The 21,391-nt window shown below is 73.0% G+C and carries 20 protein-coding genes; 10 read left to right on the top strand and 10 right to left on the bottom strand.

Annotated features, from left to right (window positions below; genetic code table 11):
- Positions 1-46: 46 nt before the first annotated feature.
- From ACFCY7_RS20085 to ACFCY7_RS20075, 3 genes are read left to right on the top strand one after another with little or no spacing between them, the layout of a single operon-like run.
- On the top strand, positions 47-730 hold the full coding sequence (locus ACFCY7_RS20085; protein WP_376486861.1) for a response regulator: 684 nt from the start codon (positions 47-49) through the stop codon (positions 728-730).
- Between the two features lie 8 nt (positions 731-738).
- Positions 739-2,322: a sensor histidine kinase gene (locus tag ACFCY7_RS20080; RefSeq protein WP_376486858.1), complete on the top strand. Its 1,584-nt coding sequence runs from the start codon at positions 739-741 to the stop codon at positions 2,320-2,322.
- A complete protein-coding gene (locus tag ACFCY7_RS20075; protein WP_376486856.1) occupies positions 2,319-2,909 on the top strand; it encodes a hypothetical protein in 591 nt (196 codons plus the stop codon). The genes ACFCY7_RS20080 and ACFCY7_RS20075 overlap by 4 nt, the downstream gene beginning before the upstream one ends.
- Positions 2,910-3,004: 95 nt before the next feature.
- On the opposite strand, the gene ACFCY7_RS20070 is transcribed toward ACFCY7_RS20075, so the two are convergent.
- Complete coding sequence (locus ACFCY7_RS20070; RefSeq protein ID WP_376486853.1) at positions 3,005-3,835, bottom strand: serine hydrolase domain-containing protein; 831 nt, start codon at positions 3,833-3,835, stop codon at positions 3,005-3,007.
- A gap of 51 nt (positions 3,836-3,886) precedes the next feature.
- Between ACFCY7_RS20070 and ACFCY7_RS20065 the strand changes: the two genes are divergently transcribed.
- Positions 3,887-4,303 carry a MerR family transcriptional regulator gene (locus tag ACFCY7_RS20065; protein ID WP_376486850.1) on the top strand — a complete coding sequence of 139 codons (417 nt, stop codon included), beginning with the start codon at positions 3,887-3,889 and terminating at the stop codon, positions 4,301-4,303.
- Positions 4,300-5,322, top strand: coding sequence for an aldo/keto reductase (locus tag ACFCY7_RS20060; RefSeq protein WP_376486849.1), 1,023 nt, complete (start codon positions 4,300-4,302; stop codon positions 5,320-5,322). Before ACFCY7_RS20065 ends, ACFCY7_RS20060 begins: the two co-directional genes overlap by 4 nt.
- Before the next feature lie 44 nt (positions 5,323-5,366).
- On the opposite strand, the gene ACFCY7_RS20055 is transcribed toward ACFCY7_RS20060, so the two are convergent.
- The 7 genes from ACFCY7_RS20055 to ACFCY7_RS20025 form a co-directional block, all read right to left on the bottom strand.
- A complete protein-coding gene (locus ACFCY7_RS20055; RefSeq protein ID WP_376486846.1) occupies positions 5,367-6,584 on the bottom strand; it encodes an acyltransferase in 1,218 nt (405 codons plus the stop codon).
- Positions 6,581-7,561, bottom strand: coding sequence for an alpha/beta hydrolase (locus tag ACFCY7_RS20050; protein ID WP_376486844.1), 981 nt, complete (start codon positions 7,559-7,561; stop codon positions 6,581-6,583). Before ACFCY7_RS20050 ends, ACFCY7_RS20055 begins: the two co-directional genes overlap by 4 nt.
- A 284-nt stretch (positions 7,562-7,845) precedes the next feature.
- Entirely contained in the window at positions 7,846-8,532 is a 687-nt protein-coding gene (locus tag ACFCY7_RS20045; RefSeq protein ID WP_376486841.1) for a response regulator, read from the bottom strand.
- Positions 8,529-10,019, bottom strand: coding sequence for a sensor histidine kinase (locus ACFCY7_RS20040; protein WP_376486839.1), 1,491 nt, complete (start codon positions 10,017-10,019; stop codon positions 8,529-8,531). Before ACFCY7_RS20040 ends, ACFCY7_RS20045 begins: the two co-directional genes overlap by 4 nt.
- 181 nt (positions 10,020-10,200) lie before the next feature.
- On the bottom strand, positions 10,201-11,241 hold the full coding sequence (locus ACFCY7_RS20035; RefSeq protein WP_376486836.1) for a DUF4429 domain-containing protein: 1,041 nt from the start codon (positions 11,239-11,241) through the stop codon (positions 10,201-10,203).
- Between the two features lie 74 nt (positions 11,242-11,315).
- The gene (locus tag ACFCY7_RS20030; protein ID WP_376486833.1) at positions 11,316-12,530 is read right to left on the bottom strand and encodes an alpha/beta hydrolase; all 1,215 of its coding nucleotides are present in this window, start codon (positions 12,528-12,530) and stop codon (positions 11,316-11,318) included.
- Between the two features lie 142 nt (positions 12,531-12,672).
- Positions 12,673-13,308, bottom strand: coding sequence for a TetR/AcrR family transcriptional regulator (locus tag ACFCY7_RS20025; RefSeq protein ID WP_376486831.1), 636 nt, complete (start codon positions 13,306-13,308; stop codon positions 12,673-12,675).
- A gap of 246 nt (positions 13,309-13,554) precedes the next feature.
- Between ACFCY7_RS20025 and ACFCY7_RS20020 the strand changes: the two genes are divergently transcribed.
- A complete protein-coding gene (locus tag ACFCY7_RS20020; RefSeq protein WP_376486923.1) occupies positions 13,555-15,048 on the top strand; it encodes an MFS transporter in 1,494 nt (497 codons plus the stop codon).
- A gap of 139 nt (positions 15,049-15,187) precedes the next feature.
- Complete coding sequence (locus ACFCY7_RS20015; protein WP_376486829.1) at positions 15,188-15,658, top strand: peptidase inhibitor family I36 protein; 471 nt, start codon at positions 15,188-15,190, stop codon at positions 15,656-15,658.
- On the opposite strand, the gene ACFCY7_RS20010 is transcribed toward ACFCY7_RS20015, so the two are convergent.
- The gene (locus tag ACFCY7_RS20010; protein ID WP_376486826.1) at positions 15,639-16,409 is read right to left on the bottom strand and encodes a potassium channel family protein; all 771 of its coding nucleotides are present in this window, start codon (positions 16,407-16,409) and stop codon (positions 15,639-15,641) included. The genes ACFCY7_RS20015 and ACFCY7_RS20010 overlap by 20 nt on opposite strands.
- Before the next feature lie 80 nt (positions 16,410-16,489).
- Complete coding sequence (gene aceE, locus ACFCY7_RS20005) at positions 16,490-19,222, bottom strand: pyruvate dehydrogenase (acetyl-transferring), homodimeric type (RefSeq protein ID WP_376486824.1); 2,733 nt, start codon at positions 19,220-19,222, stop codon at positions 16,490-16,492.
- A 418-nt stretch (positions 19,223-19,640) separates the two neighbouring features.
- On the opposite strand from aceE, the gene ACFCY7_RS20000 reads away from it, so the two are divergent.
- From ACFCY7_RS20000 to ACFCY7_RS19990, 3 genes are all read left to right on the top strand, one after another.
- On the top strand, positions 19,641-20,063 hold the full coding sequence (locus ACFCY7_RS20000) for a DUF3052 domain-containing protein (RefSeq protein WP_367825456.1): 423 nt from the start codon (positions 19,641-19,643) through the stop codon (positions 20,061-20,063).
- A 118-nt stretch (positions 20,064-20,181) separates the two neighbouring features.
- On the top strand, positions 20,182-20,640 hold the full coding sequence (locus ACFCY7_RS19995) for a peroxiredoxin (RefSeq protein ID WP_376486822.1): 459 nt from the start codon (positions 20,182-20,184) through the stop codon (positions 20,638-20,640).
- A 138-nt stretch (positions 20,641-20,778) separates the two neighbouring features.
- Positions 20,779-21,354 carry a TerD family protein gene (locus tag ACFCY7_RS19990; protein WP_026058190.1) on the top strand — a complete coding sequence of 192 codons (576 nt, stop codon included), beginning with the start codon at positions 20,779-20,781 and terminating at the stop codon, positions 21,352-21,354.
- The last annotated feature ends 37 nt before the right edge of the window (positions 21,355-21,391 follow it).

Genomic DNA, 21,391 nt, shown 5'->3' with positions numbered 1-21,391 from the left:
GCGGCCCCCGGCGGGCCGATCCGATCGAGCTTGGGATACTTCGCAGATGCCCCGCGTGCTGTTGATAGAAGACGACCCCTCCGTCCGGGAGGGCGTGGAGCTCGGGCTGCGCCGCCGCGGCCACGACGTCCGGACCGCGCCGACGGGCGAGGCGGGGCTGGCCGCGCTGGGAGAGTTCAGGCCGGACCTGCTGCTGCTCGACCTGATGCTGCCGGGGATGAACGGCGTCCAGGTGTGCCGACGGGTGCGGGAGAGCAGCCAGCTGCCGATCATCATGCTCACGGCGCGCGGCGACGACTTCGACGTGGTCATCGGTCTGGAGGCGGGCGCGGACGACTACATCGTCAAACCGGCCCGCACCGAGGTGATCGAAGCCCGGATACGCGCGGTGCTGCGCCGCATCGAGGAGCCGGGTTCCGGACGGTCCGCCGTCGAGTTCCACGGGGAGCTGGCGATCGACCGGGCGGGACTGACCGTCGCGAAGGCGGGCGAGCGCGTCGCCCTCGCGCCCTCGGAGCTCAAGCTGCTGCTGCACCTGACGGCCGCGCCCGAGCAGGTGTTCAGCCGGCAGCAGCTCCTGGAACACGTCTGGGAGCACAGCTACCACGGCGACGCCCGGCTGGTCGACGCCTGTGTCCGCCGGCTGCGGAACAAGATCGAGGACACCCCGGGCGAGCCGCGCTACATCCAGACCCTGCGGGGCTTCGGCTACCGCTTCGGCCCGCTGTGAAGGCCTGTGTGAGCCCGGAGCCCGAGGCCTTCGAGGCGTCGGCGGGACCCGGGACGACGGCGACGAGGTCGACGCAGACGGGGTCGACGCAGACGGGGGCGACCGCGGAGGCCGCCGGCGCGGCACCCCGCCCGCGCCGCAAGCCCCGCGCCCCGCGCCTTCGCCCGCACCCCTTCGGCCTGCGGACCCGGCTCGTCCTCGCGTTCCTGCTCGTCGCGGCCGTCGGCTGCGGCACGACCGCCGCGCTCACCTACCGGGCCGCGCGCAACGCGATCCTGGAACAGACCCAGGACACCGCGGTCTCCGCGTTCCGGGAACAGGTGGACGCGCTCGGCACCACACTGCCCGTGGAGGCCGCCTCGCTGCGGGGCCCGCTCATGCAGATCGCCCGACAGGGCAAGCCCCGCCCCTGGCGGGTCTACGCCGAGTACGGCACCGTCCGCGTCTCCTCGACCGACCGCCCCACCTCCTCCGTGATCACCCCCGAACTGCGGGCCCGCGCGACGTCCCGGGAAGCGGGCCCGCACGGCAGCTTCCAGCGCGTGGTGAAGAACGGCACGCCGTACCTGACGATGGCGGTCCCGGCGGTCTTCCGGACCCACGCGACCCAGGGGACGGCCCAGCACACCGGCCTCGTCTTCTACGCCGTCATGGAGCTCGACGAGGAGGAGGCCAACATCGAGGCCATGGTCGCGGCCGCCCGCGACGGCGCCCTCCCCGCCCTCGCCGTGGCCCTGATCCCCGCGCTGATCGCCGCGCGAGGGGTGCTCCGCCCGGTGCGGGAGCTGCGCCACGCGGCCCACAGCATGGGGCGGGGCCGGCTCGACACCCGCATCCACGCCAAGGGGAGCGACGAACTCGCGGACCTGGCAAGGACGTTCAACGAGTCCGCGGCGGCGCTGGAACGTTCCGTCGCCGAGCTGCGGGACGCCGAGGCGCGGGCCCGCCGCTTCGCCTCCGACGTCTCGCACGAACTGCGCACCCCGCTCGCCGGCATGCTCGCCGTCACCGAGGTCCTCGACGAGGACGCCGGCCTCCTCGACACCGACACGGCCCGCGCGGTCCGCCTGATCAGCACCGAGACCGGCAAGCTCGCCGTGCTCGTCGAGGACCTGATGGAGATCTCCCGCTTCGACGCCCGCGCCGCCGAGCTCCACCCGGACGAGGTCGACGCCGCCGACTGCGTGCGCAAGACCCTCCAGCACCGGCACTGGACCGACCCGGCACAGGTCGTCCCGCACCTCGACGAGGGCATCAGGGCCCGCCTCGACCCGCGCCGCTTCGACGTCGTCGTCGCCAACCTCGTCGGCAACGCGCTGCGGCACGGCGCCGCGCCGGTGACGGTGCGGCTGTACGCCGAGGGGGACCGGCTCGTGACGGAGGTCGCCGACCGGGGCCCGGGCATCCACCCGGACGTCCTGCCGCACGTCTTCGACCGCTTCTACAAGGCAGACCGGGCCCGGACCCGCTCGGCGGGCAGCGGCCTCGGCCTGGCGATCACCCTGGAGAACGTGCGCCTGCACGGCGGCACCGTGGAGGCCGCCAACCATCCCGAGGGCGGTGCGGTCTTCACCGTGCGGATGCCGCTGTGACGCGCCGGACGGCCGTCGCGGCCCTGCTCGCTCCCCTGGCGCTGCTGGCACTCGCCGGCTGCGGCATACAGCGGAGCGACGTCGTCGAGGCGGGCGGGGCCGCGACCGTCGCCGTCTACCCCGCGCCCGGCACCACCCGGGTGGTGCTCTACTTCCTCGGGCCGGACGGCCGGCCGCTGCCCACGGTCCGCGACCTCGGGAAGCTCTCCGACCAGTGGACGTCCCCCGAACACGCGATCCGCGGCGGTGTGGGCATGGAAAGCGGGTCGGCTGTGCCGGTCGCCACCGACAAGGTGCTCGCCATGCTCCTGGCCGGCCCGAACGCCCCCGAGGCCTCCGTGGGGATGACCAGCGGGCTTCCGCGCCGCGGGAGCACCCCGCACGCCGTGGTGGACGAGGCCGCGGGGCTCACGGACGGCCGCAGCCTGCTCCGGCTGAGCGCCCCCTTCCCCGTCGGGGACCTGACGGACGAGGCCGTCCAGCAGCTGGTGTGCACGGCCGCCTTCTCGGAGGACCCGGGCGGCATGGTCGAGGTGGTCCTCAGCGGTCCCGACGGCAGCCTCCCCGTGACCCGCTGCCGGGTCTGACCGGCGGCGCGGCCGACCGGGCGCGCGCGGGCCGCCGGGCGTACGGCCGCTCGACGCGTACGGCCGCTCGACGCGTGCGGCTCAGCGCGTGCGGCTCAGCTCAGCGCGCGCAGCTCCGCCAGGACCGCGTCCGTGAACGGCGGCCAGGCCTCGACCGCCCACGGCCCGAAGGGCCGGTCGGTGAGGGCGACGCACGCGGCCGCCGCGTCGGGGTCGATCCACAGGAACGTGCCGGCCTGCCCGAAGTGCCCGAAGGTGCGCGGCGACGACGTGGCGCCCGTCCAGTGCGGGGACTTGGAATCGCGGATCTCGAAGCCGAGACCCCAGTCGTTCGGCTTCTGGCGCCCGTAGCCGGGCAGGATGCCGGTGAGACCCGGGTACGTCACGGTCATGGCGTCCAGCACGGTCCGGGCGTCGAGCAGCCGCGGCGCCTGCACCTCGGCGGCGAACCGCACCAGGTCGTCCACGGTCGACACGCCGTCCTTGGCGGGCGAGCCCTCCAGGGTCGTCGACGTCATGCCGAGCGGCTCCAGGACCGCCTGGTGGAGGTACTCGGCGAAGGGGATGTCGGTCGCCTTGGCGACGTGGTCGCCGAGCGCCTCGAAGCCCGTGTTGGAGTAGATCCGGCGGGTGCCGGGCGCGGCCATGACCCGGTTCTCGTCGAAGGCGAGCCCGGAAGTGTGGGCGAGCAGGTGGCGCACGGTCGCGCCCTCGGGCCCGGCGGGCTCGTCGAGGTCGATCGCCCCCTCCTCGTACGCCACGAGGACGGCGTACGCCGCGAGCGGCTTGGTGACGGAGGCGAGCGGGAAGCGCTGCCCGGTGGGGCCGTGGGACCCGGCCACGGTGCCGTCCGCGCGGACGACGGCCGCCGTCGCGGTGGGGACGGGCCAGTTCTCGATCGACGCCAGGCTCGGCAAGCTGCTCATGGCGCCGAGCCTACTTGCTTCGAGTGCACTCCAACGTTTTAGCGTGGGGGCATGAGCGTGATCGCGAGCACGGCCCCGCGTACGAACGGCACCCGGGCGCACTACACCATCAGCGAGGTCGCCGCCCTGACCGGCCTGTCGGCGCACACCCTGCGCTGGTACGAGCGGATCGGCCTGATGCCGCACGTCGACCGTTCGCACACCGGGCAGCGGCGCTTCACCGAACGCGACCTCGGGTGGCTGGCCTTCGTCGGCAAGCTGCGGCTGACCGGGATGCCGGTCGCCGACATGGTCCGGTACGCCGAACTCGTCCGCGAGGGCGACCACACCCGCGACGAGCGGCGCGAACTCCTGGAGACCACCCGGCGCGACGTCCTCGCCCGGATCACCGAGCTCCAGGACACGCTCGCCGTGCTCGACATCAAGATCGGCCACTACGGCACTGCATGCGGAGGCACATCGTCATGACCAGCGTGACCAGGATCGACACCGTGCGGCTCGGCCAGGACGGGCCCGAGATCGGCGTCCAGGGCTTCGGCGCCATGGGCATCAGCGAGTTCTACGGCGACACCGACGAGGCGGCGGCCCGCGACACGCTCGACGCGGCCCTGGAGGCCGGCGTCACCCTCATCGACACCGCCGACATCTACGGCAGCGGCGCCAACGAGGAGTTCCTCGCGCCCTTCCTCGCCGCCCACCGCGACGAGGTCGTCCTCGCCACCAAGTTCGCCATCGAGCGGCGCGCCGACGACCCCACCCACCGAGGCGTCCGCAACGACCCCGCGTACATCAGGAAGGCCGCCGAGGACAGCCTCCGCCGCCTCGGCGTCGAGACCATCGACCTCTACTACATGCACCGCCGCGACCCGGCGATCCCCTTCGCCGAGTCCGTCGGCGCGATGGCCGAACTCGTCCAGGAGGGCAAGGTCCGCCACCTGGGCCTGAGCGAGGTCACCGGGCCCGAGCTGCGCGAGGCCCACGCGGTGCACCCGATCGCCGCCCTCCAGTCGGAGTGGTCGCTCTTCTCCCGGGACGTCGAGCGCAGCGCCGTCGGCGCCGCCGCCGAGCTCGGCGTGACCTTCGTGCCGTACTCGCCGCTCGGCCGCGGCTTCCTGACCGGTGCGTTCGCGGACGCCGCGAAGGACCTGTCGGGCGGCGACTACCGCGCCCACCAGCCCCGCTTCACCGGCGAGAACGCCGAGCGGAACGCGGCCCTCCTCGACCCGGTCCGCAAGATCGCCGCCGCGCACGGGGCGACCCCGGCGCAGATCGCCCTCGCCTGGGTCCACCACCAGGCCTCCGTCCACGGCCTCACGGTCGTCCCCATCCCCGGCACCCGCAAGCGCTCCCGCCTCCTGGAGAACGCGGCCGCCACCCGCATCACCCTCACCGCCGCCGAACTGGCCGAACTGGAGCCGATCGCCGACCTGGTGGCGGGCGACCGCTACCCGGACATGAGCCACACGGCCGTACACCGGGAGGTCTGAGCCGCCCCGCCCCCGCCCCACGCACCCCGTGGGGTCCGGCACGATCACGCGAGCCCCAGGGCGAAGACCGCGAAGCCCGCCGCGAGCAGCCCCGCCGCGGTGCGGCGGGCCGGTCCGGTCTTCGCCCACGGGGACTCGAAACCCCGCGCGTACCGCCCGACGAGGACGAGGAGCCCGGCGAAGACCGGCATCCACGCCAGCCGGGCGAGGATCCAGCCGACCGAGTCCGGCGCTCCGACGAGCCCCGGGACCTCCCCGAGGTACGAGCCCGGGATCGCGGCCGCGAGCATCGCCGTCTGGTGCCAGCACAGGATCGTCATCGCGGACAGGTTGACGACCACGACGGGCGCCCACAGCGCCGGCCGCCTCAGGAGCGCGCCGAGCCGGTCGCGGAGCAGGACCGCCGCGCCGCTCTGCGCGGCGGCGAGGGCGAGGACGAGCAGCGACGGCGGGTGCGAGTTGGTGCGGGCCTCACCGGGGACGCCGACCATCGACGCCGGGTAGCCGAAGAACACCAGGAGCGCGGCGAAGAGCGCGGCCCCGCCGAGCAGCAGCGCCCACGCGTGCCGCCGGGTGACCCGCCCCTCGCCCCATGAGACGCCGAGCTGGTAGGCGAACAGCCAGCCGGGCAGGATGTTCAAGAGGCTCAGCCAGGACGGCACGGCGTCGGCGTACGGCCCGTACCGCAGGAAGTCGACCACGGCGACCGACGCGAGCAGCGGCGCCGCGGCCCACACGCCGAGCCGGCGGGCGAGCCGGACGCAGTACGGGGTCAGCGCGGTGACCACCGTGTACACGCCGACGAACCACAGCGGCTGGATCACCAGCGTCGACGCCGTCCGCAGGGTGTCCACGGGCACCCCGGCGCCGAAGTGGAGCAGCGGCAGCAGCGCCGCCCACACGGCGGTGACCCCGAGGACCGGGCGGCCGAGCCGGGCCAGCCGGCCCTTCAGCCACTCGCCCGTGGAACCCTTGCGGCGCCGGTACGACAGGACCGAGGCGTAGCCGCCGACGAGGAAGAAGATCCCCAGCATCTGGAGGATCCAGCTGACCGGGGCGAGCCCGGCGAAGGCGCCCAGCGGGCTCGCGTTGTGGATCGCCCCGTCGGCGGAGAGCGTGAAGCCGCCGAGCAGCCAGTGCCCGGTCGGCACGGCGAGCAGCGCGAGGGCGCGGAGCCCGTCGATCGCCCGGTCGCGGTGGGCGGGGGTGCCGGACTCGATCCTGGCGGCCGTCCTCCGGGCCGCGGTGGCGAGGGCGCTCATCGGACGTCCCCCTCGGCGATCGCGGCGAAGGCGCGCAGGGAGCCGGTGCCCGCGGCGAAGTAGCCGCCGTGGCCGACGGCGTCGTCGGCCGGGATCCGGCGGGCCCCGAAGGCCGGGTCGGTGGGGTCGGTGCCGTGCCCGAGGCCCGCGACCTCGACGTTCGGGACCCGGTCGATCCAGTCGGTGGGGTCCTTCGCCGCCCAGACGCGGGCGGAGGTGCCGAGCTCGGCGACGTTCCCGGCGCGCATCCCGGGGGAGCCGAAGACGACGATGTCCCCGGCCTTCAGGTCGCGGGCGGCGAGGCCGCAGACGACGGAGCCGTAGCTGTGGCAGAACACCGCCGGCTCGGCCGCGCCGACCGCCGCGAGGCCGTCCGCGAACCGGGTCAGCCGCGCCGCCCCGGCCTCGGCGAGCCGTCCGGTGGCCGCGTCCGGACCGACCCCGACGGGGGTCGTGTACCCGACCCAGGCGACGACCGCCGTACGCTCGCCGGTCGCCCGGCGCAGCGCGGTCGCCATGTCCGCGAGGGGCCGCACGTGACCGGCGTCCACGTCGGACCCCGGCACGATCACCGCCACGTGCTCCGCCCGCGCCAGGTCCCCGTACACCAGGGCCACCTGCCCCCGGCCGCGCGGATCGTGGGCCAGCACCCGCGCCCCGCCGAACTCCCCGCGCACGGAACGCCCGTTGGCCTCGTACCGCAGCTCCAGCGGCGCGCCGTCCAGGTTCCCGACGACCGTCGGGTGCGTCCGGGCCAGCTCCCTCTGCCGTACGGGGCTCAGGCCCGCGAAGTACCGCGCCACCTCGGCCGGCCCCATCCGCTCCGGGTCCGGCAGCCCCGCCGCCCGCCACGCCCCCGTCCCCACCGGCGCCCCGGTCACGGCCTCCTGCGCGTTCCCGGACGCCCAGCCGGCCGTCCCCGTGATCGCGGCGGCCACCAGGGCCACGGTGGTCAAGGTCCTCGCAAAGCGGCGCATGGGGTCGCCCTCCCTCTCCGGTACTCGCTCGTTCGTCGGCGAGAGGAAGGTAGGAAGGCGACGGGTGACGACACGTCACACCCGGGGGCCAACTCCCGTCTGATACCGGAGTAGGGGGTGGAGGAGCCGCCAACCCCCGGAGAGGGGTGGGGTTTTCCCCCGGGTGCGAGGGTTGGGAGGGCCTGGAATCGTTCGGGGGCGGTGGTCGAGGTCGCCGAGGGTGGCCCGGAGTCGTTCGGGGTCGGCAGTCGAGGTCGCCGGGGGCGGCCCGGCGGCGTCCGCGGTCAGCGGCCCGAGTCGCCCGGGGTGACCAGCCCCGACTCGTACGCGAAGACCACCGCCTGCGCCCGGTCGCGCAGGTCGAGCTTGGCGAGGACGCGCCCGATGTGGGTCTTCACCGTCTGCTCGGCGAGCACCAGGTGGTCCGCGATCTCCTGGTTGGACAGGCCCCGCGCGATCAGCTCCAGGACCTCGGTCTCGCGCGGGGTGAGGCCGTTGAGGCGCAGCGCGGTCGTGTCGCGGCGCGGCGCGGGGCGGGACGCGGCGAAGTCGGCGATCAGGCGCCGGGTCACGGACGGGGCGAGCAGCGCCTCGCCGGCCGCCACCACCCGTACCGCCGCGATGAGGTCGGCGGGCGGCGCGTCCTTCAGGAGGAAGCCGGACGCGCCCGCCCGCAGCGCCTCGTACACGTAGTCGTCGACGTCGAAGGTGGTCAGCATCAGCACCTTCGGCCGGTGCGTGACACCGGCCGGCGGGTGCAGGATCTCCCGCGCCGCCGCGAGCCCGTCGAGCTCCGGCATCCGCACGTCCATCAGCACCACGTCCGGATGCGCCGACCGCGCCACCTCCACGCCGGCGCGGCCGTCGGGGGCCTCGCCGACCACGTCGATGTCGGGCTGGGCGGCGAGCAGCGCGGCGAAACCGGCCCGCACCATGGCCTGGTCGTCGACGATGATCACGCGGATGGTCACTCGGGGTCCTCCGGGGTCGTGGCGGGCGCCGGCCCGGCGTGTGCCGTCGATCGGGCCGGGTCCGCGGACGGCACCGGGTCCGCGGACGGCACCGGGTCCGGCGCCAGGGGCAGCCGCGCGGCCACCCGGAAACCGCCGTCCGGCAGCGGCCCGGTGTCGAGCGAGCCGCCGGTCAACCGTACGCGCTCCCGCATCCCGACGAGCCCGTGCCCGGTGCCCGCCGCGCCGCGCTCCACCGCGGAACCCGGCTCCGTCGCGGGCCCGTTGACGACGAGGACCGTCAGCCACCCGTCCTCCGCCCGCACCGACACCCGGGTCGACGCCCCCGGCGCGTGCCGCACCACGTTCGCCAGCGCCTCCTGCACGATCCGGTACGCCGACAGGTCGACCGCCTGCGGTACGTCCCCGAGATCGGCGGCGAGCCGCAACTCGGCCGGCACCCCGGCCCGTACGGTCGCCTCGACCAGCTGCTGGACCCGGTCCAGGCCCGGCTGCGGCGCCCGCTCGCCCTCGCCGCCGTCACTGCGCAGCACCGACAGCAGCCGCCGCATCTCGGCCAGCGACTCGCGCGCGCTCGCCGCGATCGAGGTGAACTCCTCGCGGGCCGCGTCCGGAAGCTCCGGGATGCGGTACGGCGCCGAGTCGGCCTGCACGGTGATCACGGACATGTGGTGGGCCACCACGTCGTGCAGCTCGCGCGCGATCCTCGCCCGCTCCTCCAGGAGCGTGCGGCGGGCCCGCTCCGCCTCGCTGATCGTCTCCTGCTCCACGAGCCGCCGCTGCGCGTCGCCCCGGGCACGCACCGCCGAGGTGAGGAGCAGCAGCACCCCGCTCAGCACCAGCAGCAGGGTGTGGATGCTGGTGTACCCGTCCGGCCGGAACGCCTCCAGGACGTAGCCGGCCACCCCGGTGGCGAGCCACACGCCGAACAGCGCCCGGCGCGACTCGCGCAGGCCGAGCGCGACCATCAGCACGCAGTAGCCGATGAGCACCGGCGGCGGCCACGGCCAGTAGTCCGCCCGCGTGCCGTCCGCGCCGAGCAGCACCAGCGCGCCCAGCACATCGGCGGCGAAGACGATCCACCACGCCTGGAGGGGACGGGCGACGGCGAGCAGCAGCGGCAGCGTCTGCGCGGTGCCGAGCGCTCCGGCGAGGGCGCCGTTGACCCCGTAGTCCCCGATGAACAGCACGATCGACGAGGGAAGGAGGGCCGCGACACACGCGAACGCCACGGCGTACGGCAGCAGTCGCACCCACCGCGAGGACGCGTCGGCGAGCAGCGGCGCCCCCGGCGTCGACGGCGTGGTCAGCGCGGACCCGAGCCCCTGGAACATCCCCCTCGTCCGGGCGGTGAGCCTTCGGACACGGATCCGGCGGGCACCGGACGGACCGCCGGCGGGCGGCCGTCGGTCCGGCGGGCGGACGGTGGGCGGGCGTCCGGCGGGCGGGCGGGCGGTGGGCGGCTCGGGCCGCGGTTCGGTAGCCATGACCCGCTCAGGGTAGGCAGCGCACCCCGCCCCCGACGTCATACCGGGGACCGGGGTGCGGCCTGATACCGGGGTATGACCTCCGGTCCCGGTGCACCGGTTCCTTCCGTCGGAGCACCGGTCGGAGCGCCGCTCAGAGCGCCGGTCGGAGCGCCGGTCGGAGCGCCGGTCGGAGCTCCGGTCAGAGCTCCGCGAGGAGCTCCGCCTTCTTCGCCGAGAACTCCGCGTCCGTCACCAGACCCGCCTGGTGCAGCTCGCCCAGGTGCCGGATCCGTTCCGCCACCGCCCCGGGGTCACGGCTCGCCCCGTCCCGCATCCCGGCCGGAACGGCGACCGGGACGGGCACGCGGTCCGCGGCGCGGCCCCGGATCGCGGCGAGGACCGCCGCGGCGAAGGGGAGCGACAGGTGCACCGGCCCGTAGCCGAGGCCGAAGACGACCGACGCCGGGTCGAGGTCGGGCTGCGTCGGCCGCGGCGCCCCGCCCCGGGGCACCAGGCGCAGGTACCCGTCGAGGACCTCCGGCGAACGCCACTCCACCCCGCACAGGTCCCGCACCGAGAAGGTCTGGTCGCCCGCCTTCCACTTCTCGGTCGACGCCCCGGTCCACGACCAGCGGAACGAGACCTCGGAGACCCCGTCGAAACTCGCCTTCCCGTCGTACGTCTTGAACGACTGCGGCCCCTGCGGCGGCGCCACCAGGAACCGGTCGACGGGCGTCGGGGCCCCCGCGGCCCCGACGTCCGTACCGGCCGCGGCGTCGACCGCGCCCGTGGCGTCGATCGGGTCCCGCGGCGCGACCGCGCTCAGGCGGTCGATCGCGTCGAGGGGGTCGATCGGGCTCAAGGGGGCGCCCGTGCTCAAGGGGTCGACCATGGTCACGGCGTCCGCCGGGAGGCGGGCCCGCAGCTCGTCCCGGTAGTACTCGGCGAGCGTCTCCCGATCCGCGGGCAGCACGAGCCGGTACGGGTCGCAGGCCTCCTTGAGCTGCCCCGCGGCCACTTCCATCAGCGGATCGGCGCCCGGTCTCGGCACCGCGTGCAGCACCACGGTGCCCCGCTTGCCGGGCGTCAGCGTCACGGACGCCAACGCCTCGTGCGGTACTCGTCGTTCGCGCAGCACACTGAGGAGCTTCGGCGTGCGGTTCCCCCGATCGAAACGGATGAGGAGGGCGTCGCTCTCGAACTCCCAGGTGGCATGATTTCCGGCCAGCACATCACCCATACGCCTCATCGTAAGCGGCGCGTGCCGCTGCGTCGCCCCTGTGAAAGGTCCGGAAATCGCGGGATCTACGCGCGTCAGGACCCTTCCGCGCCGGATATTCCGTCGTGGCAAGCGCTGTCGGCACGTGCGCAGACGACACTCGGGAAGGCGCCGACGCCTATCGCGGCGAAGTTCCCGAGGCTTTCCGTGCCGGGCGCGAAATAACCGCTGTGGCCGACCGCGCCGTCCGCCGAGAGCAGCCGCGCCCCGAACTCCGGGGCCACCGGGTCGGCGCCGTGCCCGACCCCGCCCAGCTCCAGGTGGGGCACGTCGGCGATCCAGTCGTCGGCGTCCCGCATCGCCCACACGCGCGCGTGGGTGGCGAGCTCGGTCGCCCGCTCCACCCGCATGCCGGGGCTCCCGGCCACGGCGACGTCCGTCACCCGGGCGGGCAGCCTCGGCGCGGCGACCCCGCACAGCACGGAGCCGTAGCTGTGGCAGAACAGCGCCACGCGCGCGTCCCCGGGGAGCGCCTCGGTCAGCTCCACGAGCCGCACGGCGCCGCTTTCGGCCAGTCGGCCGGTCGCCGCGTCGACACCGACTCCGGCGGGCGAGGTGAAGTCGGCCCACGCGATCACCGCCACGCGGGCGCGGGGCGAGGCCTGCCGTTCGGCGGCGAAGAGCGCGTTGGCCATGCCCTCCGGGGCCCCGTACCGGCCGCGGGTCTTCTGGAACGTGAGCAGGTTCGTGTCGACGCCGGGCACGATCACCGAGACCCGCCGGGCCCGGTCCAGGTCGCCGAGGACCTCGGCCGTCCGCCCCGTACCCGTCGGGTCGAACGCGAGGATCTGGCGGCCCGGCCGCATCAGCGACGCGAAGCGGTCGAACCGGCGGCGCGCCTCGTGGCGTCCCTCGGGGGACAGCCGGGCGTCGTCGACCCGGCTGCGTTCGGCGTCGAGCGCCCGGCCGAGCGTGATCCGGTTGGCGCGGTAGCGCAGGGTGACCGGGGCGCCGTTGAGGTTGCCGACGACGAGCGGGTGCCGCTCGGCGAGCCGGGCCCCGCGCGCGGAGCCGAGTCCGGCGAAGAACGCGGCGACGGCACGCGCCGGCGCGGTCGCCGGGTCGGGCAGCGGACGGTGGTCGATCCGGTCGTGCGCCCAGGCGGCGAGGGCCGCCCCGCGCGACGGGCCGGGCACCGGCCGGTGCCGGATCGTCGTCCACCCGGTGATCGCGAGGAGCACGAACACCACGCCGAGCGCCAGCAGGGCGCGTGCGACGGTGAGGGTGGGGGAGGCATCGGCTGAGGTCACGGGGCGCCACCCTACGGGGCGCGGGTTACGGAGCGGAGCCGAGCCCCTCGCCGTACCGCTCCCGCGGGCGCGCGGCCCGATCGGCGGCACCCCTCCCAGGGCGCGTCCCGCCGGTGCGGGGCCCGATCGGGGCGCATCCCCGCTAGGGGGCGTCCCGCCAGTGCGGGGCCAGTGCCGGGCCGAGGTGGTCGAGGTACTGCTCGGTGAGGGCGCGGATGGTCTCCAGGCTCTGGTCCGTGCCCCGGCCCCACAACTGCCCGGTGACCCGCATGACGCCGCTGAACGCCGCCACCGCGATCCGGGGGCGCGGGTCCTCGTCCACGTCGAGGCCCTCGCGGTCGGCGATGATCCGGGAGATCGTCTCCTCCATCTCCGTGGAGCGGCGCAGGTGGACGGCGAGCAGCGCGGGCGTCGACTCGATCAGCCGGAACGTCCGCAGGTACAGCTCGACCGGCACGACCTCGGTGATGGCCTCGCCGATGGTGTCCCACGCGGAGAGGACGGCGTTGCGCAGCGCGTCGAGCGGTCCTTCGTCCGGCGGGCGCTCGCCGAGGGTGCGGACGAAGCGCTCCTCCACCATCTGCTGGACGGCGAAGGCGACCTCCTCCTTGGAGGAGAAGTAGCGGAAGAACGTGCGCTGGGAGACCTCGACGGCCTCGACGATCTCGTCGACGGTGGTCCCCTCGTACCCCTGGGTCGTGAAGCGCTCCAGGGCCTCCCGGATCAGCGCGTCGCGCGTGCGCCGCTTCTTGCGCTCGCGCAGGCCGGGCACGGTCACGTAGGGGTCCTCTTTTCCGCCGTTTGGTCCGCCTCAGGGTACCTGTGAGCTACGTGACAGTTACCGACGCGTGAACCGCTTTGTCAATTGTCAGTGACTGTCACTAGCCTCGTTCGCATGACTAGTCAGACCACCGTGGAAAAGACCCCGCAGGGTCAGGGGGGCGTCCGGGAACCCGATCCGGTCCCGGCGAAGGGACTGCGCGGGCACCCGTGGCTGACCCTGTTCGCCGTCGCCGTGGGCGTCATGATGGTGGCGCTCGACGGCACGATCGTCGCCATCGCCAACCCCGCCATCAAGACCGACCTCGGCGCCACGCTCGCCCAGGTCCAATGGATCACCAACGGCTACCTGCTCGCCCTCGCCGTCGCCCTGATCACCGCCGGCAAGCTCGGCGACCGCTTCGGCCACCGCCAGACCTTCCTCATCGGCATCGCCGGCTTCGCCGCCGCCTCCGGCGCGATCGGCCTCTCCGACTCCATCGGCGCCGTGATCGCCTTCCGCGTCCTGCAGGGCCTGTTCGGCGCCCTGCTCATGCCGGCCGCGCTCGGCCTGCTGCGCGCCACCTTCCCGGCCGAGAAGCTGAACATGGCGATCGGCATCTGGGGCATGGTCATCGGCGCCTCCACGGCCGGCGGCCCGATCGTCGGCGGCCTGCTCGTCGAGCACGTCAGCTGGCAGTCCGTGTTCTTCGTCAACGTGCCGGTCGGCGTCGTCGCGCTCGTCCTCGGCCTGGTGATCCTCAAGGACCACCGCGCCGAGAACGCGCCGCGCTCCTTCGACGTCGTCGGCATCTTGCTGCTCTCCGGCGCCATGGCCTCCCTCGTCTGGAGCCTCATCAAGGCCGGCGAGTCCTGGGGCTGGACCAGCGGCAAGACCTGGGGCTGCCTGATCGGCGCGCTGCTGCTCTTCGCCGTGTTCGCCTTCTGGGAGACCAAGGTCGCGGAGCCGCTCGTCCCGCTGGGCATGTTCCGCTCCGTGCCGCTGTCGGCCGGCGTGGTGCTGATGGTCCTGATGGCCTTCGCCTTCATGGGCGGCCTGTTCTTCGTGACCTTCTACCTCCAGGGCGTGAAGGGGCTCAGCCCGGTCGACAGCGGCCTGCACCTGCTGCCGCTGACCGCGATGATGATCGTCTCCTCGCCGTTGGCCGGCGCGCTGATCACCAAGTTCGGCCCGCGCGTGCCGCTGGTCGGCGGCATGGTCTGCACGGCCGTCGCCATGTTCGGCATGATCACGCTCTCCGCCGGCACCGGCACCCTCGTCATGTCCCTCTGGTTCGCCCTGCTCGGCCTGGGTCTCGCCCCGGTCATGGTCGGCGCCACCGAGGTCATCGTCGGCAACGCGCCGCTGGAGCTCTCCGGCGTCGCGGGCGGCCTGCAGCAGGCCGCGATGCAGGTCGGCGGCGCGCTCGGCACGGCCGTGCTCGGCGCCGTCATGTCCTCCAAGGTCTCCGGCGCCTTCGCGGAGAACTGGAAGGAGGCCGGCATCCCGGTCCCGGCCGACCCGCGCCTGGAGCAGGCGGCCGAGTTCGGCATGGCCCCGGCGGAGCTGGCGAAGGCGCCGGGGATGACCCCCGACCTCTTCGACAAGATCTCCGGAGTCATCCACGACACCTTCCTCGACGGCATGGGCCTGGCCTTCACCGTCGCCGGCGGGGTCGCCGTCGTCGCGGCCTTCGTCGCCACGCTCACCAAGCGCGGCGAGAACGCCGAGGCGGGCGGCATGGGCGGCCACATCTGACGTCCGTCCGCGTTCCCGTCAGGGTTCCCGTAGGGGGCCGTCACCCGTTCGCGTGAACGGGGGCGGCCCCTCTTCCGTAGCCCGTCGACCTCCGCCATGCTCGTGGTTACAGAGAGTGACGAAACGGGGGCTCATCAGCATGTATACGAAGACTCTTCTCGCCACGGCGGCCGTCCTGGCCGCCGCCGCGACCACCGTCCTGACGGCACCGGCGGCACCGGCGGCACGGGCGCAACCGGCGGTCGCGGCCGGCCCGGCGACTCCGGCGGGTTCGGCGGGTTTGGCGGGTTCGGCGGCCCCGGTGGCGGCCGCGCAGTCCGGGACCGTTCTCGGGGCCTGCGGTCCCGGCCGGCTCTGCCTCTGGTCCAAGCCCGACTTCAAGGGCCGGGCGCAGACCCACGAGCTGGCCACGACGGACATCGACAGCTGCATCGCCCTGCCTGCGGGCACCTCGGCCCAGTCCCTGGCGAACCGCACGGGACGGCCGGTCACCACGTACCAGTCCGCCGAGTGCGCGGAGGCGGGCGAGTTCGAGACCTACCCGGGCCGGGGGACCTGGGTGCCGCAGGCTCCCTACGAGGTCAGAGCGTTCAAGATCTGGGAGCGGTAGGGGCCGGCAGCTCCTGCGTCCCGTCCGCCGCGGGCGCCCGCGGCGGACACGAGAGCCGGGCCACCTCCGCGCGCAGCTCGCGGACCTCCGTGGTCAGCGCCTCCAGGAGCTCGGTCTGCCGGCGCTCCACCGCGTCGTCCCGGTCGAAGCGGGCGATGAACCAGGCCGCGATGTTGGCGGTGACGACACCGAGCAGGGCGATGCCCGAGAGCATCAGGCCCACCGCGAGGACCCGGCCGAGTCCGGTGGTCGGGGCGTGGTCGCCGTACCCGACCGTGGTCATCGTGGTGAACGACCACCAGACCGCGTCCCCGAGCGTCTTGATGTTGCCGTCCGGGGCGTCCCGCTCGACGTGCAGCACGGCGAGCGAGCCGAACATCATCAGTCCGACCACCGCGCCCGCCACATAGGTGGTGAGCGTTATCTGCGGGGCCATCCGGGCCCGCCGGCCCACCAGGAGGAGCGTGGAGACCACCCGCAGCAGCCGCAGCGGCTGCACCATCGGCAGCAGGACCGCGAGCAGGTCGACGGGATGCGAGCGGACGAAGGCCCACCGGGCCGGGGCGATGGCGAGACGGACCAGGTAGTCCAGGGCGAAGGCCGCCCACACGGTCCACTCGACGTGGGTGCACAGCCGGTGCACCCACGGGTCGGCGCCGGGGGCGACGATCGGCACGGCGTACGCGATGCCGAACGCCACGGCCAGCACAAGCAGCGGCACCTGCGTGCGCTCTTCCCAGCGATCCTTCATGCCGGGCATCGTAGAGAACGCCGAAGGGCGGCGAGGCCACCGGCCCCACCGCCCCTCACCAGGTGCTATGCCTGACGGACTCAGGCGTCGCCGCCCGCGGCGCCGGGGTCGGCGGCCGCCACGTCGAGCAGCTGGTAGCGGTCCACGGCCTGCTTCAGGGCCGAGCGGTCGACCTTGCCCTCGCGGGCGAGTTCGGTCAGCACGGTCAGCACGATCGACTGGGCGTCGATGTGGAAGTAGCGGCGGGCCGCGCCACGCGTGTCCGCGAAGCCGAAGCCGTCCGCGCCCAGCGAGGTGTACTGGCCCGGCACCCAGCGGGAGATCTGGTCCGGCACCGCCCGCATCCAGTCCGAGACCGCCACGAACGGACCCCCGGCGCCCTGGAGCTTGCGCGTCACGTACGGGACGCGCTGCTCCTCGTCCGGGTGGAGCAGGTTGTGCTCCTCGACGGCCACGGCCTCGCGGCGCAGCTCGGTCCAGGAGGTCGCGGACCAGACGTCGGCCCGCACGTTCCACTCCTCGGCGAGGATCTTCTGCGCCTCGATCGCCCACGGCACCGCGACGCCCGAGGCCATGATCTGCGCCGGGATCGCGCCGGCCTCGGCCGGCTTGAAGCGGTGGATGCCCTGGAGGATGCCCTCCACGTCCACGTCCGCGGGCTCGGCCGGGTGCTGGATCGGCTCGTTGTAGACGGTCAGGTAGTAGAAGACGTCCTCGGCGGCGGAGCCGTACATCCGCCGCAGACCGTCCTTGACGATGTGCGCGATCTCGAAACCGAACGCCGGGTCGTACGCGATGCAGGCCGGGTTCGTCGAGGCGATCAGGTGCGAGTGGCCGTCCGCGTGCTGGAGGCCCTCGCCGGTCAGCGTGGTGCGGCCGGCGGTGGCACCGAGCACGAAGCCGCGCGCCAGCTGGTCCGCCATCTGCCAGAACTGGTCGCCGGTCCGCTGGAAACCGAACATCGAGTAGAAGACGTACACCGGGATCAGCGGCTCGCCGTGCGTGGCGTACGCCGATCCGGCGGCGATCAGCGAGGCCGTGCAGCCGGCCTCGGAGATGCCGTCGTGCAGCATCTGGCCGGTCGGCGACTCCTTGTACGCGAGGAGGAGTTCGCGGTCCACCGCCTCGTACTGCTGGCCCAGCGGGTTGTAGATCTTGGCGCTCGGGAAGAACGCGTCCATGCCGAAGGTGCGGTACTCGTCGGGGGCGATCAGCACGAAGCGCTTGCCGATCTCCTTGTCCCGCATGAGGTCCTTCAGGATGCGGACGAACGCCATCGTGGTGGCGATCGACTGCTGCCCGGAGCCCTTCCTGGCTGCTGCGTAGGTCTGGTCGTCGGGGAGGGCCAGCGGCTTCGCCCGGACGACACGGGTCGGCACGTACCCGCCGAGCGCCTTGCGGCGGTCGTGCATGTACTGGATCTCCTCGGAGTTCCGGCCCGGGTGGTAGTACGGCGGCAGGCCGTCCTCCAACTGCCGGTCCGTCACCGGGATGTGGAGCCGGTCGCGGAAGCGCTTGAGGTCGTCGACCGTCAGCTTCTTCATCTGGTGGGTCGCGTTGCGGCCCTCGAAGTTCGGGCCCAGCGTCCAGCCCTTGACGGTCTGGGCGAGGATCACGGTCGGCTGGCCCGCGTGGGCCTTGGCCGCCGCGTACGCCGCGTAGATCTTCTTGTGGTCGTGGCCGCCGCGGCCCAGGTGCAGGACCTGCTGGTCCGACATGCCCTCGACCATCGCCCGCAGCCGGTGGTCGTCGCCGAAGAAGTGGTCCCGGATGTAGCCGCCGGTCTCCGTCGCGTACGTCTGGAACTGGCCGTCCGGGGTGGTGTTCAGCTTGTTGACCAGGATGCCGTCGCGGTCCTGTGCGAGCAGCGGGTCCCAGGAGCGGTCCCAGATCAGCTTGATGACGTTCCAGCCGTTGCCCCGGAAGATCGACTCCAGCTCCTGGATGATCTTGCCGTTGCCGCGCACCGGGCCGTCGAGGCGCTGCAGGTTGCAGTTGACGACGAAGGTCAGGTTGTCCAGGCCCTCGCGCGCGGCGATGGAGAGCTGGCCGAGCGACTCGACCTCGTCCATCTCGCCGTCGCCGAGGAACGCCCAGACGTGGGACCGGGAGGTGTCGGCGATGCCGCGCGCCTCCATGTACCGGTTCATCCGCGCCTGGTAGATCGCGCCGAGCGGGCCGAGGCCCATCGACACCGTCGGGAACTCCCAGAAGTCCGGCATCAGCCGCGGGTGCGGGTACGACGAAAGGCCGTTCGGGAACTTCGACCTCTCCTGGCGGAAGCCGTCGAGCTGGGTGTCGTTCAGTCGGTCCAAGAGGTAGGCGCGGGCGTAGATGCCCGGGGAGGCGTGCCCCTGGAAGAAGATCTGGTCGCCGCCGTCGCCCTCGTCCTTGCCGCGGAAGAAGTGGTTGAAGCCCACGTCGTAGAGCGAGGCGGAGGAGGCGAAGGTCGCGATGTGGCCGCCGACGCCGATGCCCGGGCGCTGGGCGCGCGAGACCATCACGGCCGCGTTCCACCGGGTGGCGTTGAGGACCCTGCGCTCGATCTCCTCGTTGCCGGGGAAGAAGGGCTCGTCCTTGGTGGCGATGGTGTTGACGTAGTCCGAGCTGCGCATCTCGGGCACGGCCACGCGCTTTTCACGGGCCCGCTCGATCAGTCGGAGCATGAGGTAGCGGGCCCGCTCACGGCCCCGCTCGTCGACGGCCGCGTCGAGGGAGTCGAGCCATTCCTGGGTCTCTTCCGGGTCGAAATCCGGGACCTGGCTGGGAAGGCCGCCAATGATGATCGGGTTGCGATCGGATCCGGGAGCCACGCTCTTCCTTCGCTGTTCGGTGGTGCCCACGGGGCCACGGAGTGGTCGGGATGTCCATCGTGTACCCCGCCGACGCCAGTCGTCACACTTACCGGGGGGTAACCCCCAGGGGTGTCCTCCACATCGCCGGGTGCGGTCAAATCGCAACCTTACGCCCAACTCGCGCATGCGTTTCGTCCGGGCGTTCGGCAGACTGAAACGGCAGAAGTCAGTAAACCGGGACGAACCATGTGTGCCTGATCACGAAGGAGGCTCCGAGCGTGCCGAAAGTTGGGGCGAGACGGCCCCAAACGTCACCGTTTCGGCGGTCTCCGCGGCCTGGTACTTGCGCGATCAGCCCCGGCACGTGTGGACTACGGCCAGCGCCACGCGCCTACGCGTGGCCCACAGCATTTTCCGAATGAGCAGGAGGCAAGCCGTGAGCGCGACCGCGGACCACGCGGAGGAGCGGACCAACCCGGCCGGCAGGCTGGGGTTCGAGCCCGGACAGGTGGTCCAGGAGATCGGTTACGACGACGACGTCGACCAGGATCTCCGTGAAGGCATCGAGTCCATCATCGGCCAGGACCTCGTGGACGAGGACTACGACGACGTCGCCGACGCCGTCGTGCTCTGGTTCCGCGACGAGGACGGTGATCTCACCGACGCCCTGGTGGACTCCATCGGTCTTCTGGAGGACGGTGGCACCATCTGGCTGCTGACGCCGAAGACGGGCCGTGACGGCTACATCGAGCCGTCCGACATCAACGATGCCGCGCAGACTGCTGGTCTCTCCCAGACCAAGAGCATCAGCGTCGCCAAGGACTGGACGGGCACCCGCCTGACCGCCCCCAAGCGCTGATCACCACGCTGCGAGAAGCCCCCGCCGGTCCGCCGGCGGGGGCTTTCGTGCACAGGCCGTAGGGTGGGTCTCACCGATTCGGCCCAAGGACCGGGTCCGTCGAAGGGATGCGTACGCGATGGCCATCGAGGTCGGCACCAAGGCCCCGGAGTTCGAGCTGAAGGACAACCACGGGCGCACCGTGAGGCTCTCGGACTTCCGCGGCGAGAAGAACGTGGTGCTGCTCTTCTACCCGTTCGCGTTCACCGGCGTCTGCACCGGCGAGCTGCGCGAGCTGCGCGACAACCTGCCGAGCTTCGTCAACGACGACACCCAGCTCCTGGCCGTCTCCAACGACTCGATCCACACCCTGCGCGTCTTCGCCGACCAGGAGGACCTGGACTTCCCGCTGCTCTCCGACTTCTGGAAGCACGGCGAGGCCTCCCGCGCCTACGGCGTCTTCGACGAGGACAAGGGCTGCGCGGTGCGCGGCACCTTCGTCATCGACCGGGACGGCGTCGTCCGCTGGACGGTCGTCAACGCCCTGTCGGACGCCCGCGACCTCGGCGACTACCTGAAGGCGCTCGACGCCATCTGAGCCGGTCCGGCGCCGACACCCTCGGAATCACCGGTCGAATCGACTGTTTCGACCGGGAACCCGTCACTAGGATCCAGTCGTTGATCCGATGCCAACGCACGACTGGGGCGCTGCCCCTGAAAACGTATGGAGGGACTCGTGGGAGTCAGCCTCAGCAAGGGCGGCAACGTCTCGCTGACCAAGGAGGCCCCTGGCCTCACCGCCGTGACCGTCGGTCTGGGCTGGGACGTCCGCACCACCACCGGTACGGACTTCGACCTCGACGCCAGCGCCATCCTGGTGAGCGAGGAGGGCAAGGTCCGCAACGACCAGGACTTCGTCTTCTTCAACAACCTGAAGAGCGCCGACGGCTCGGTCGAGCACACCGGTGACAACCTGACCGGTGAGGGCGAGGGCGACGACGAGCAGGTCAAGGTCAGCCTGGCCACCGTGCCGGCCGACGTGGCCAAGATCGTCTTCCCGGTGTCGATCTACGACGCCGAGAACCGCCAGCAGTCCTTCGGCCAGGTGCGCAACGCGTTCATCCGCGTCGTGAACCAGGCCGGCGGCGCCGAGATCGCCCGGTACGACCTCTCCGAGGACGCCTCGACCGAGACCGCCATGGTCTTCGGCGAGCTGTACCGCCACGGCGCCGAGTGGAAGTTCCGCGCCGTCGGCCAGGGCTACGCCTCGGGCCTGCGCGGCATCGCGCAGGACTTCGGCGTCAACGTCTGAGCCGAACCGTCTTGAACCGTCCGGCGCCGCACCTCCC

Origin of the sequence: Streptomyces sp. NPDC056361, assembly GCF_042262805.1 — a bacterium.
Lineage (GTDB): Bacteria > Actinomycetota > Actinomycetes > Streptomycetales > Streptomycetaceae > Streptomyces.
The sequence above is the reverse complement of the archived record's forward strand: the minus strand, read 5'-3'. Positions and strand labels throughout refer to the sequence as shown.

What these genes read in the sequence shown, in the direction of transcription:
- ACFCY7_RS20085 (WP_376486861.1), top strand. Translation starts at nt 47, where the DNA reads ATGCCCCGCGTGCTGTTGATAGAAGACGACCCCTCCGTCCGGGAGGGC.
- ACFCY7_RS20070 (WP_376486853.1), bottom strand. Translation starts at nt 3,835, where the DNA reads ATGAGCAGCTTGCCGAGCCTGGCGTCGATCGAGAACTGGCCCGTCCCC.
- ACFCY7_RS20065 (WP_376486850.1), top strand. Translation starts at nt 3,887, where the DNA reads ATGAGCGTGATCGCGAGCACGGCCCCGCGTACGAACGGCACCCGGGCG.
- ACFCY7_RS20060 (WP_376486849.1), top strand. Translation starts at nt 4,300, where the DNA reads ATGACCAGCGTGACCAGGATCGACACCGTGCGGCTCGGCCAGGACGGG.
- ACFCY7_RS20055 (WP_376486846.1), bottom strand. Translation starts at nt 6,584, where the DNA reads ATGAGCGCCCTCGCCACCGCGGCCCGGAGGACGGCCGCCAGGATCGAG.
- ACFCY7_RS20050 (WP_376486844.1), bottom strand. Translation starts at nt 7,561, where the DNA reads ATGCGCCGCTTTGCGAGGACCTTGACCACCGTGGCCCTGGTGGCCGCC.
- ACFCY7_RS20040 (WP_376486839.1), bottom strand. Translation starts at nt 10,019, where the DNA reads ATGGCTACCGAACCGCGGCCCGAGCCGCCCACCGCCCGCCCGCCCGCC.
- ACFCY7_RS20035 (WP_376486836.1), bottom strand. Translation starts at nt 11,241, where the DNA reads ATGGGTGATGTGCTGGCCGGAAATCATGCCACCTGGGAGTTCGAGAGC.
- ACFCY7_RS20020 (WP_376486923.1), top strand. Translation starts at nt 13,555, where the DNA reads ATGATGGTGGCGCTCGACGGCACGATCGTCGCCATCGCCAACCCCGCC.
- ACFCY7_RS20015 (WP_376486829.1), top strand. Translation starts at nt 15,188, where the DNA reads ATGTATACGAAGACTCTTCTCGCCACGGCGGCCGTCCTGGCCGCCGCC.
- ACFCY7_RS20010 (WP_376486826.1), bottom strand. Translation starts at nt 16,409, where the DNA reads ATGAAGGATCGCTGGGAAGAGCGCACGCAGGTGCCGCTGCTTGTGCTG.
- ACFCY7_RS19995 (WP_376486822.1), top strand. Translation starts at nt 20,182, where the DNA reads ATGGCCATCGAGGTCGGCACCAAGGCCCCGGAGTTCGAGCTGAAGGAC.